The following is a 12,048-nucleotide window of genomic DNA, read 5'->3' on the forward strand; positions in this document are numbered from 1 at the left end:
ATTGAAGTGATTTGCGCAATAAAAGGTCAGGGAAAGCAGGTAATATTATGAGAAACGTAATTATACTTGGGTTTATAAGTTTTTTTGCAGATATAAGTACCGAGATGGTATATCCCATAATTCCTCTCTATCTTACTACGGTATTTGGGGCAACTCCCGCGCTTGTGGGAATAATAGAAGGAACGGCAGAGAGCCTTGCCAGTCTTCTGAAGGTATTTAGCGGATATATAACTGATAAATATAAAAACAGGAAAAAGGTTGCATTTGCAGGTTATGCAACGGGAATAATATATAAACTGATGCTTATATCAGCAACTTCTTGGACAGGGATACTTGGGGCAAGAGTGATAGACCGAATTGGAAAGGGAGTAAGGACGGCGCCAAGAGATGTAATGGTAAGCCAGGCCTCTGAAAAAGGCCAGCTTGGAAAAGCCTTTGGTATACACAAGGCTATGGATATGGCAGGATCAGCGCTGGGCATACTATTTGCATATTTTATCATGAAAGCCTACAATGGAGAAATAGAGTACAAGAAGATATTTCTGATCTCCATAATTCCAGGATTGGCAGCACTTATGCTGTTCTTTTTTGTAAAAGAAAATAAAAACAAAGAAAAAGGACCCGCTATTGAGCCCTTTTGGAAAAATATTAAAAAGCTGGATTCTCAGCTTAGGATGTATCTGATTGTGGTTTTTCTCTTTACTTTGGGAAACTCGTCCAACGCATTTCTCTTACTCAGGGCAAAGAGCGTAGGATTTGATAATTCGAGCGTTATACTGATGTATTTCATATATAATATTACGGCTTCAGTACTTTCTATACCCTTTGGCAAAAGATCAGACAAGTCGGGTAGAAAAAAGTTTCTTGTATCGGGCTATATAGTATTTGCGCTGGTATACATGGGTTTTGCACTGGCTATAAACAAAGCATTTGTAATTCTGATGTTTGTAATGTATGGTGCATACACGGCTATGATTGCTGGAGTTGAAAGAGCATTTATATCTGAAATTTCACCGCCTGATCTCAAAGGAACTATGCTCGGACTTCATTCTACTGTGGCCGGAATAGCACTTTTTCCAGCAAGTGCATTAGCTGGCATACTATGGAATTCTTTTGGAGCAGAGGCACCCTTTATTTTTGGAGCAGGTATGTCACTTTTAGCGGCACTTATACTAATTCTGTTTATGAAAAACAGTTCTTATATAGAAGCCTGAAGAAAAAGTATATAGCTTATAACTGGGATTGCGCCAGCAGCCGTATATAAAATCTTTGGAAATGCTATGGTTTTTTGGGATGTTTTTGATTTAAAATGAAGGATTGCAAAGCCCGCGATTCCAGCGATAACTCCAAAGAAAAGAAGACTGTGTAATTGTGAATTTGCAGTGTAAATAGAGCCTCCACTATATAAAAGATCGGCTATAAACAGTATAGAAAAATTGAAAAGATTGCTTCCAACTATATTTCCAGTGGTAGCATTAAAGTTTCCAAGGCGCACAAGGGATATGGACGACGCAAGCTCTGGCAAAGAGGTCGCAACTCCAAGCAGCAAGGCTCCAGCAAAGGTCATTCCAAGGTTTAGTTTGGTTGCTATTATGTCTGTAGTAAGCGTAAGCGCTATACTCACAATTACAAGAAGAACGCTTTGAAATGCAAATCGCACAAGAATCTGTTTTTTGCTCAGATGAGAAATGGCGGTCTCCTCTTCATCTTCGGCGCTGCTGTCATCACCAGACATGTTTTTTACGCAGTAAACATAGAGTAAAAAAACCACTATGGATATGGGATTTATTCCAAGTATATTCAGATTTGAAGGTACAATGAGAGCTATGCTTACCAGTGCATACATCATAAGAGTTGCAATTACTGTGTTTTTATGACTTACAGAAATAAAACTTTTTGAGAATCTGCCTGTTCCAAACAGGATAAGTGCACCAAGTATAGCAAGATTGAAAAGATTGCTCCCAAGCACATTACCAATAACCAGGTCTGGCTGGTTTACAAAAAGGGTGGCAGCGATACTTGTAAAAAGCTCTGGCAGACTGGTTACTGCGGCAAGCATTACTCCGCCTATAAAGGCTCCAGATATGTTAGTAGTCTTATCGAGAAGGTCGACATAGACAGAAAGTTTTACAGATATTAGTACAATAGCAGCGGCAAGCGCCAGGTAGATTATATAGATCATTGTTCCTCCGATAAATTGTCTTTTAAATAATATTAAAATAAATATCAAACAGTACTAATTATATCATTTACCAGATTATTTGTATATAATAAGTACAGGCAATATGTACTTATTAAAAAATGTTAAGTGCCTCAGATAGAGACAGGAGAAAAAATGCCCAGAAAAAAAGTGTTAGTTATTGATGATGAAAAGGAAATCAGAGAAATAATAGGAGAATATCTTGTTTCAGAGGATTTTGATTTTTATGAAGCAGGTGACGGCATGAGCGCAATGAAGATCTTTGATTCTCTGCATCCAGACCTTGTCATACTTGACGTGATGATGCCTCGCATGGATGGATGGGAGGTCTGCAGGGAAATACGGAAAACTTCAATGATTCCACTTATAATGCTTAGCGCAAGAGGAGAGGAGTATGATAAGCTGTTTGGGTTTGAGCTTGGGGTAGATGATTACATAGTAAAGCCATTTAGCCCCAAAGAACTTATGGCCAGAGTAAAGGCTGTGCTCTCAAGAGGCGCTGCAAATGACGAGGATATCCATGAAACAATTGAGATAAAGGATCTTAAGGTGGATTTTGATGCAAGGACCATACACCTTGGAAATAACCTGCTTAGCCTTACCCCCAAGGAATATGATCTTTTAAGTTTCTTTGTAAAGAATAAAGGAAGAGTTTTTTCAAGAGAACAGCTCCTAAATCAGGTGTGGGGCTATGAATTCATGGGTGATGCAAGGACGGTAGACACTCATGTGAAAATGTTAAGAGAAAATCTGGCCCATCGCAGAAACTGGATAGTAACCTCATGGGGGATTGGATACAAATTTGAAGCAGGTGAAAATAAATGAAAAGCATAAGAATGAGGCTTTGGAGCGGAATGATGTTTCTTTGCGCCATAGTAATATTGCTTATATTTCTTTTTCAGATAGTTTTTCTCGACAAATTTTATACGCAAATGGAAATAAACAAAGTGGAAAAAAACATAAGAGAGATTGTTTCACAGATAGAAGATTATCAAGACATGAATACCGCCCTAAAAGCAAGCGATCTTACTGAAAAAATCGATCAGATATCTTATGACAAAAATATGGAAGTTCAGATAGTAACTTCTGATGAAAAGCTCATTTACAATACAACTAAGAGCGGAAATAAAATGCCGGGCATGATGCAGGGAGAAATAACAAATTCAATTATCTTTGGTCTAAAGGGTGAGGAATATAAAAATCAGACTATCCACAGGCGATTTGGGAATAAAATTGTAGTTATGGGGCTTCCAGTTTATATGGGTGGAGAAGTTAAGGGGGCAGTAGCTTTATCATTTCCTCTGGCATCGGTTGAAGATACAGCTGATATACTGAAAAAGCAGCTTATAATTATAACATTTGTAATACTTGCAGTCTCTATAATAATGTCATCTCTAATGTCGAAAAAGTTTACAAAGCCCATACTTCTTATAAGTGAAACTGCTGAGATTTACAGCCACGGAGAGTTTGAAAAACGCTTGCCAGATCTTGGGGAAGATGAAACTGGTCAGCTTGCGAGGCGGATGAATCAGATGGGAGAAGCTCTTTCTCGCAATGAGATGCTTAAGAGAGAACTCATATCCAATGTGTCTCATGAACTCAGGACACCTCTTACTATAATAAGAGGGTACGCAGAGGCACTAAGAGATATAAGTGGAGACGATATTGAAAAAAGAAATAAGCAGCTTGGGGTAATAATAGAACAGTCCAAGCGATTGGGCAGTATAGTAGAGGACATGCTTAGTCTGTCAAAACTCCAATCTGGCACAGAATCACTTAAGGTGGAAGAATTTTTAGTAGAAGGTATTCTTGAAGATATAAGAATGATGTATTGTGTAAACAATGAAAAAAGGACATTTATAATATCAGAAAGTGAAGGCAAGAATCGAAATGTAATAGGTGACAAGAGAAAGATAGAGCAGGTGCTTTATAATTTTATAAGTAATGCTTTTGTTCACACATCTTCAGAAAATATGGTTGAGGTAAGACTTATAGAACTAAGTGATGCTATGAGAGTAGAAGTCAGAGATAATGGGCCAGGCATTTTAAAAGCTGATATTGACCATATTTTTGAACGTTATTACAAGGGATCCAAAACCGGAGATAGGTTTGCTTCAGGTTCAGGACTTGGACTCGCCATTGTAAAGGGAATAATGGAGCTTCATAAAGCCCCATATGGAGTAGAGAGCGAACCTGGTAATGGGACTATTTTCTGGTTTGAACTCCCATTTTCATAAATTCCTCAGTTATTATGAACTTTCATCACAATTCCATCATATTTGTTTCCTATAATGGGTTTAAGGGAAGATTTTGAAAACCTTAACTGAAATATTTGTAAAAAAGGAGAAAATTATGAAAAAGAATATGAAAAGAACAATAGCAGGACTTGCAATGGCAGCAGTGATGGCAGTAGGAATATCTGGAGGACCAGCATTTGCAGATTCTGGAGATACAGCGCAAAGTGGTCAGCAGTTCCAGGGAACCAGGAATGGTCAGTGTGAATTTTGTCAAAATGGCGAAAACAGAGTTGGCGGATTCAAAAATGGAAGTGGTTTTGGAGCTGGAGAAAAAAGAGGCATGGGTAAGGGAAACAGAACGGGCCCTAAGGATGGAAGCGGAATAAGAGCTCAGGATGGAACCTGCGTGCTAAACAATAATTAATATTTGTCAGGAGTGCCATGGGCGCTCCTTTTTTTATCTAAAATTTTGGGTATACTATAATGGTAAGGTTAAAACTTCGATTTTGAAATTTTCAGGAGGGAGTATAAAGATGGTTGAGAAAATAATTTTTGCATCAGGCGCTTCAGACACTTCAATGGAAGTTATAAGGTGTATGAAAAGTGTAAGAAAGCTGGGTATAAAAAAGTGCCTTTTACTTCAGTGCTATAGTTCGGGAGAAGAGGCTTCTTCGATTGGAGGGATTGTAGAAGAAATTTATAATGAGAATCTGGAAAGACAAAAAGAATTGCTCATTGATCAGGGATTTGAGGTTGAGACAAGGATAGTAAAGGGATCTATAGAAAATGAAATAAATGAGATTGCACAAAAAGAAAATGCAGATATGATAGTTACAAAAGCAACTAACAGGTCTCTTATTGGGGAGGCGGTGTTTAAGGGGCTTGCATATGAGGTTCTTCATAACTCCCAAAAACCAGTTATGCTTGTGAGGGCTAACAATAAAGATGACGCTGATGTGGAATGTGACATAATGGAGCACATAATGTTTCCTACAGACTTTTCTCAAAATGCAAAAAAAGCATTTGAAGTTCTCAAAATTCTTGCTCCATGTGAAGGCACTAAAATCACCCTGGTTCATGTACAAGACCCAACGAGGATGGATTTGGAACGTTTGCAGATACTTGACAAAATGAACAAAGAAGATTTTGCCAAGCTTATGGATATGAAAAGAGAGCTTGAGGGAAATGGAGCTAAAAACGTTGGAGTACAGGTGGTTCAGGGTATTCCGACCACGGAAATAATGAATCTTATGGCTGATAAGGAAGTATCTCTTATAATAATGGGAACTCAGGGACTGGGTTTTGTAAAAGAATTGTATTTAGGAAGTGTAAGTCATTATCTGGCAAGGCATGCTGTTTCTTCTGTTTTGCTGGTATAATTAAAACATAAAAATAAAGACAAATAAAATAAGACCGCACACACAAATGCAGTCTTATTCTATTTAAATACTTATATTTTTATCATGTTCATTATGCGATTGGACCATTCTATAGATTGTATATACCATCTGAATAATTCGCTTTCATCTATGTTCAGTTTTTGAGCGCTTTCAGAAATATGGGAGGAGCCATTTCCTGTTTCGTAATAACTTATGATATCATACACGGGGCTCAAGATACCCTTTTTATGGATTAAGGAATCCTTGATATCATCTCCCACTTGGAGGTCTTCAAGTGCTTCTGGCATTGGCACATCAAGCATGGCATCAAGTACACTGAACAGGCACATAAGTGAGACTTCGTGGCGTCTGTTTTTAATATTGCTGTTTTGTGAAATAAGTTCACCAAATTTAGACCTTACAAGTGAAAGTCTCACAATTTCTTCTGGTTTTTTAAAAGAAATATCCTGAAGCATGAGGACAGAAAACCAGCGTTCGAGTTCAATAAGTCCCATTCTGGTGAGTATGGACATGATAGAATTATTTTTGTATTGGCTGTTTCCGCCAACTTTGACTACCCTGTAAGCCATATTTACATCTTTTTCTATAATGTTTGTAAGTTTATGAAAGGAAGGTTCCTCAGATCGCAGTTCTGAAAGCAGGTGCTGGTATATAGTTATGTCAGTTTTTTGAGATTTAAGTCCCGCAATAATTACAGGGCGACTGAAAAAATATCCCTGGAAAAGCTGAAAACCCATTTTTTTTGCTTTTATGTAGGTGTCTTGATCTTCTATTTTCTCGGCAACGAGCATTTTATTTTCTGAAAGAGCCTTGGTAACTTGATCTTTTATGTCATCTAGCGGAGTAAGCAAAATATCAAATTTTATTATATCAGCATGCTCAACAGCCTTGTAGGAACCTTCACTATTGCCAAAGTCATCCAGTGCTATATGATAGCCCTGTTTTTTGAGGTGAAGGATTCTTTGTACCAGAGCCTCGTCGACGAAAGTATCCTCTAAAATCTCTATTATTAGAATGTCAGGCTTAATGAGTTCTATAAATTCGGAATTAAGGAAATCATAATTAAAATTTATAAATGCTTTTTTATCGCCTACTATCTGGTCAATTCCAGACTCGAAAAGTCCACCAAGAACAGTGGCAGTTGACTTGTTACTGTCTGCAAACCCAAAAGAAGTAGATTCAGAATCATTGCGGTACAAAAGTTCATAGCCATATACATTCATGTTTGTGTCAAATATAGGTTGCCTTGCAATATACATAGTAATCCACCCCTCCTTAAATCGAAATGCCTTATTGTCTAAAGATATGTTTATATGACTTAAGTATAATACATTTTTTAAAATTATACTACAAATTTTGATGCTTGTGGATGTTGAAAGTATAAGCTTGATAATATATAATTAATATTGGTAGAAAAAAAATAATAATGAGGAAACATATGGAAATATCAGTGATAATACCTGTTTATAATGAAGAAAAAACAATAGAAGAAATGAAAGATATTATGAGGCCTCTTAAAGGCCGGTGTGAAATTATTTTTGTTGACGGAGGATCCACTGACAATACTGTATCGCTTATATCAGATGAATTCACGCTTATAAACTCTCCTAAAGGGCGGGCGAACCAGATGAACAAGGGAGCACTCAAAAGCAGGGGAGAGGTACTTTTTTTTCTGCACTGCGATAGCACTTTGCCAGATGCGGCACTTGAACAGATAGAAGAAGTAATGAATAAATTCAGATCAGGATATTTTGGAATAAAATTTGACTCAGAAAATATACTCATGAAATGCTGCGCTTTTATGTCTAATCTTAGATCAAAGATGTCAGGGATAGTTTTTGGAGACCAAGGTATGTTTATAGAGAGAGACCTTTTTTTTCAAGTGGGAATGTTCCCGGAGATTCCTTTGATGGAGGATTATCAGTTTTCGCTGAATCTCAAAAAAATGAAAATAAGATATGGCGATGCCAAAGAAAGAATATGTACTTCGGACAGAAGGTTTGGAGAGGGAAATGTGAACAGGCTCAGGGTGATGTGGAACATGCACAGGCTGAGATTTCTATATAGAAAGGGGATTCCTGCAGATGAGATTGCAAGGATGTACAGTAATATAAGATGAATGAAGCAATAATAATATTTACAAGAGTGCCGGTTGCAGGGAAAACAAAAACGAGGCTTGAATCACTGTTTTTGCCAGAAGAATGTGCAGAGATTCACAGCTGTTTTTTGAAAGATATAAAGAAGTGCTGTGAAAATACAGGGAGAGACTGTTTTGTTTTTTATACCCCATATGGGAAGAAAAACATCCTGTATTCGCTTCTGGGAAAAGATAAGAAATATGTTCTTCAAAAAGGAGGAAATCTGGGGATAAGAATGCATAATGCCATAGAATACGTACTGAAAAGTGGATACGATTCATGCGTTCTTATAGGATCTGATATACCAGAGCTTGAGAGTTCGGACTTGGTCAAGGCGTTTGATGTGTTAAGAAGAAATGATTTGGTTTTAGGGCCTACTACAGATTATGGATATTATCTTATAGGTATGAAAAAACCAGATATTAAGGTTTTTGACAATCAGATATATGGATATGGAAGCGTGCTTAAAAATACCATAGAAGCTGTAAAAACAGCGGATCTAAGCTATAACCTGATAAAAGCGTATGCAGATATAGATGAACCAGAAGACGTATTCAATCTTAAGAAGCGATTTGACATGAAAGAATATGATGAAAATAAATATACAGCGAAGTATGTGGAATATCTTGTAAAGGAGTACGAAGATAGATGGATAGAATCAGCGGACTGCGGGACTATGTAAAAACGAGCTTATATCTTGAGGCACTTGGAATTCCTGAAGATCGGGAGATAGAGTATAAGATGCTTGCTCAGGGCGAGTACAACATAAATTATTATTTCGTTCATCCTGTGACGCGAAGGGCTCTGGTTTTGAGGATAAATACCGCTAGTCAGATGAATTTGAGGAATCAGGTTGAATATGAATACACGACGCTTAAGCTACTTGAGAAATCAGGAAGGACTCCGGAGGTCCTTTATTTTGATCCGGCACCTGAAAATATGGAGTACGGCGTCATAGTGATGGAATTCTTGAGCGGGAGGCATCTTGACTACAAATCGGATCTTGTGTCGGCGGCTCAGTGCCTGGCGGACGTACACAGCGTCAAGGTAAAGGAGGAAAGTCATCTCATCTCTCCAGAGGCTCCGTTTCAGGCTGTAATAGACGAATGCAGAGAAATGATAAAAACCTACTGCGAATATCAGTTTGCAGATGAAAACAAGAAAGCGCTGATCGAGGACCTTTTGGAGCGTGGGAGCAAAATGGCAAGAGGATGCTCCAGCTACAAAGGATACAGATGCTGCATAAATACGGAGCTCAATTCAACAAATTTCCTAATTAACGAAAACTATGGACAGGACTTTCTGGTGGACTGGGAAAAGCCACTATATGGGGACCCCGCTCAGGACATAGGCCATTTCCTTGCTCCAACCACTACCTTCTGGAAGACAGACATTATCCTCGGGAGAAAAGCTATGGACGATTTTATTTCTGACTATGAAAAAGCGGTCGCAGGAAGATTTGATACCTGCGGGCTGAGAGACAGGGTTAACGTATATATCCCGCTAAACTGCCTCAGAGGAATAACATGGTGCGCCATGGCCTGGGTTCAGTACAAAGACCCGCAGAGGCTTATTGCAAATGAGTCGACCCGATTAAAACTTGAGCAGTATCTGGACATGGAGTTTCTGCAGAGGATAGAGCGAGATTATTTCTAACATGGAATTATTTCTGAAAAAATGCACGATTGCTGACAGGTAATATTAAAAAGGACAATCATCCTCTAAAAAAAGGACTATTGAAACGTAGACATATGAATGTTTTAACGGTATAATCTAATGCATGAGAAGTTCAGAAAAGAAGGTGACGATATGATTCCAAGACTCTTTATGCTTATTGCATTCGTGATTATTTCCTTAAAGGTATTCCACATGATTTATTTAAGCCTTTTCAGGGAAGGGCTTTGTGATGACGGCTTTTATTGTGGAGGGATAGCAGAGAGTAGTTATGCAAACAGCATGAAACAGAGGAGGATTGCGCCGCAGACCAGATCAGGAAACAGGAAAGCACTCATTCGAAGGTCTTCTGCCTCATCAGGAATTCATCTGAACACAGGCTCATATAGCTCATATAAAAAACTCAATTCGCTTTAAAGACAACTCGAAAGAAAACATATCTACATATGCCCAGTATAACCCCCATCCTTTTATATCCCGGGCTTCGCGATTAAAACAGATGCAGATTCAGCTGCACTGTTTTTTTTTGAAAAAAATCACAAAAAATCATAAAATTAATTGTAAATCATATGGGATAGTGTATAATACTAACCATAAATATATTTTTGAAAGGGACTGATATTGATGATTGAAGATAACCGTAGAGAGCAACCTTTTTTGCAGGGGTTGTTTGATATGGTATTTTTTTACTTATTTCAGAAATATGGAGGAAGAAATGAATAATCTAAGGATTGAAGATTACGGATATAATGATTTTTTCAAAAAACAGAAGAAAGATTACGACAGGAGCGGCGAGCTGGCCGTTGCCAGAATAACTCAGGTACACAGGGAAAGCTATACTGCAGTATCAGATATGGGCGAAAAGAATGCAAGGCTCAAGGGCTCGATTTTCTTCAGCCCTGAGCGCGCGCAGACTTATCCGGCTACGGGAGATTTTGTGCTGATAAAGCACAATCCTATGGGAGAAGATATTATATACAAGGTATTGGATAAAAAGAGCAAGTTTTCAAGAATGGATACATTCAACAGCAGGGAGCAGGTGGTGGCAACCAACTTTGATTATGTGTTCATTGTCACATCTATGAGAAAGGAAAAGCAGACTGCCCTCATGAACAAGAATGCAGTTGAAAAGAGCATCGCAAAGCTCCAGAAGGAGATGTATAAATCAAGAAAGAAGAGGTGAAGCTTTATGTACAGGAATGTTCTGATAGTGTGTGTTTCGGTTCATCATGGAAATACCCTCAGGATCACAGAGGCCATGAACAGGGAGCTTTGTAGATTTTATCATCCAATTGATAAATAATATGATATAATTAGATAAATCTGAAAATTTACAGGAGGAAGAATATGGGTAACAAATATGTAGCAATAATACAGTGTGACATTGCGCACAACAGATGCAGCGGCTATGCGTGCACAGAGTCGTTCTATAACAGAGAAGGAATGTTTGAAAACTATGAAGATGGGACCAGATATATTTCATTTACATGCGGAGGATGCTGCGGCAAGAGCGTAGCAGCCAAGCTGGAGCATTTTGCGGCAAAGTGCAAAAAATACGGAGATATAGCAAAAGACGATGTAACAGTTCACCTGTCTTCTTGTATGGTAACAGACAATCACCACTATGACAGATGCCCTCATGTGGATTACATAAGAGATATCGTGCGTAAAAAAGGATATGAGAATGTGGTGGAGGGTTCATTTATAAGCAAGACTGCAGCATTTAAGAGAGAAAAGGGTATACATAAAGTATATTAATAAAATACAAAAAATATGGAGGAAACAAATATGATAAGTAGAGAAGAGGCGTGGAAACTTCTTAAAAAATATAACAAGGAAGAATTTCATCTGCAGCACGCACTTACTTTAGAAGGTACTATGAGATACTTTGCTAAGGAAGAGGGTTATGGCGAGGAAGCAGATTACTGGGCGATGGCAGGACTTCTTCATGATCTGGATTTTGAACTATATCCAGACCAGCACTGCACCAAGACTCAGGAAATTTTAAGAGAGTATGGTTTTGAGGAAAAATTCATAAGAGCGGTTGCAAGTCATGGATACGGGCTTTGCACAGAGCCGCTGCCACAGCCTGAACATACTATGGAAAAAATACTTTTTGCAACAGATGAGCTCACGGGATTAATAGGTGCAGCCGCAAGGATGAGGCCGTCTAAAAGTGTAATGGACATGGAAGTTTCGAGTATTAAAAAGAAATTCAAAGATAAAAAATTCGCCGGTGGATGTTCCCGTGACGTGATAAAACAAGGGGCAGACATGCTGGGATGGGAATTGGACAAACTCTTTGAAGAGACAATAATGGCCATGCGTTCGTGTGAAGAGTCAGTGAACCTTGAGATGGACAAGCAGAATATAGAGCAGTAACACTAAAATAGATTATT

General features: G+C 38.2%; 14 protein-coding genes. 12 read left to right on the forward strand and 2 right to left on the reverse strand.

What is annotated here, in order from left to right; translation table 11 throughout:
- Nucleotides 1-47: 47 nt before the first annotated feature.
- On the forward strand, nucleotides 48-1,214 hold the full coding sequence (locus G558_RS0102865; RefSeq protein ID WP_028828823.1) for an MFS transporter: 1,167 nt from the start codon (nucleotides 48-50) through the stop codon (nucleotides 1,212-1,214).
- On the opposite strand, the gene G558_RS0102870 is transcribed toward G558_RS0102865, so the two are convergent.
- Nucleotides 1,199-2,182: a sodium:calcium antiporter gene (locus G558_RS0102870; RefSeq protein WP_028828824.1), complete on the reverse strand. Its 984-nt coding sequence runs from the start codon at nucleotides 2,180-2,182 to the stop codon at nucleotides 1,199-1,201. The two genes, G558_RS0102865 and G558_RS0102870, sit on opposite strands and share 16 nt — an antisense overlap.
- A 153-nt stretch (nucleotides 2,183-2,335) precedes the next feature.
- On the opposite strand from G558_RS0102870, the gene G558_RS0102875 reads away from it, so the two are divergent.
- From G558_RS0102875 to G558_RS0102890, 4 genes are all read left to right on the forward strand, one after another.
- Nucleotides 2,336-3,025 carry a response regulator transcription factor gene (locus tag G558_RS0102875; RefSeq protein WP_036931455.1) on the forward strand — a complete coding sequence of 230 codons (690 nt, stop codon included), beginning with the start codon at nucleotides 2,336-2,338 and terminating at the stop codon, nucleotides 3,023-3,025.
- Nucleotides 3,022-4,437 carry a sensor histidine kinase gene (locus G558_RS0102880; protein WP_028828826.1) on the forward strand — a complete coding sequence of 472 codons (1,416 nt, stop codon included), beginning with the start codon at nucleotides 3,022-3,024 and terminating at the stop codon, nucleotides 4,435-4,437. The genes G558_RS0102875 and G558_RS0102880 overlap by 4 nt, the downstream gene beginning before the upstream one ends.
- 115 nt (nucleotides 4,438-4,552) lie before the next feature.
- Nucleotides 4,553-4,861: a hypothetical protein gene (locus G558_RS0102885; RefSeq protein ID WP_028828827.1), complete on the forward strand. Its 309-nt coding sequence runs from the start codon at nucleotides 4,553-4,555 to the stop codon at nucleotides 4,859-4,861.
- Between the two features lie 109 nt (nucleotides 4,862-4,970).
- Complete coding sequence (locus G558_RS0102890) at nucleotides 4,971-5,816, forward strand: universal stress protein (protein ID WP_028828828.1); 846 nt, start codon at nucleotides 4,971-4,973, stop codon at nucleotides 5,814-5,816.
- Between the two features lie 71 nt (nucleotides 5,817-5,887).
- Here the strand turns inward: G558_RS0102890 and G558_RS0102895 are convergent, their stop codons facing one another.
- On the reverse strand, nucleotides 5,888-7,096 hold the full coding sequence (locus G558_RS0102895) for an EAL and HDOD domain-containing protein (RefSeq protein ID WP_028828829.1): 1,209 nt from the start codon (nucleotides 7,094-7,096) through the stop codon (nucleotides 5,888-5,890).
- Nucleotides 7,097-7,275: 179 nt separating this feature from the next.
- On the opposite strand from G558_RS0102895, the gene G558_RS0102900 reads away from it, so the two are divergent.
- From G558_RS0102900 to G558_RS0102935, 7 genes are all read left to right on the forward strand, one after another.
- Nucleotides 7,276-7,956 carry a TIGR04283 family arsenosugar biosynthesis glycosyltransferase gene (locus G558_RS0102900; protein ID WP_036931457.1) on the forward strand — a complete coding sequence of 227 codons (681 nt, stop codon included), beginning with the start codon at nucleotides 7,276-7,278 and terminating at the stop codon, nucleotides 7,954-7,956.
- Nucleotides 7,953-8,657 (forward strand): TIGR04282 family arsenosugar biosynthesis glycosyltransferase, encoded by a 705-nt coding sequence (locus G558_RS0102905; RefSeq protein ID WP_028828831.1) that lies wholly within the window; start codon nucleotides 7,953-7,955, stop codon nucleotides 8,655-8,657. The genes G558_RS0102900 and G558_RS0102905 overlap by 4 nt, the downstream gene beginning before the upstream one ends.
- Nucleotides 8,624-9,631 carry a phosphotransferase family protein gene (locus tag G558_RS0102910; RefSeq protein ID WP_028828832.1) on the forward strand — a complete coding sequence of 336 codons (1,008 nt, stop codon included), beginning with the start codon at nucleotides 8,624-8,626 and terminating at the stop codon, nucleotides 9,629-9,631. The genes G558_RS0102905 and G558_RS0102910 overlap by 34 nt, the downstream gene beginning before the upstream one ends.
- Before the next feature lie 120 nt (nucleotides 9,632-9,751).
- Complete coding sequence (locus G558_RS0102915) at nucleotides 9,752-10,066, forward strand: hypothetical protein (protein ID WP_156888493.1); 315 nt, start codon at nucleotides 9,752-9,754, stop codon at nucleotides 10,064-10,066.
- A 298-nt stretch (nucleotides 10,067-10,364) separates the two neighbouring features.
- A complete protein-coding gene (locus tag G558_RS12200; protein WP_028828834.1) occupies nucleotides 10,365-10,832 on the forward strand; it encodes a ribosome small subunit-dependent GTPase A in 468 nt (155 codons plus the stop codon).
- A 164-nt stretch (nucleotides 10,833-10,996) separates the two neighbouring features.
- Entirely contained in the window at nucleotides 10,997-11,407 is a 411-nt protein-coding gene (locus G558_RS0102930; protein ID WP_028828835.1) for a CGGC domain-containing protein, read from the forward strand.
- 30 nt (nucleotides 11,408-11,437) lie between these two features.
- Nucleotides 11,438-12,031 carry an HDIG domain-containing metalloprotein gene (locus G558_RS0102935; RefSeq protein ID WP_028828836.1) on the forward strand — a complete coding sequence of 198 codons (594 nt, stop codon included), beginning with the start codon at nucleotides 11,438-11,440 and terminating at the stop codon, nucleotides 12,029-12,031.
- Nucleotides 12,032-12,048 lie beyond the last annotated feature (17 nt).

This window comes from Proteocatella sphenisci DSM 23131 (assembly GCF_000423525.1).
Taxonomy (GTDB): domain Bacteria; phylum Bacillota; class Clostridia; order Peptostreptococcales; family Filifactoraceae; genus Proteocatella; species Proteocatella sphenisci.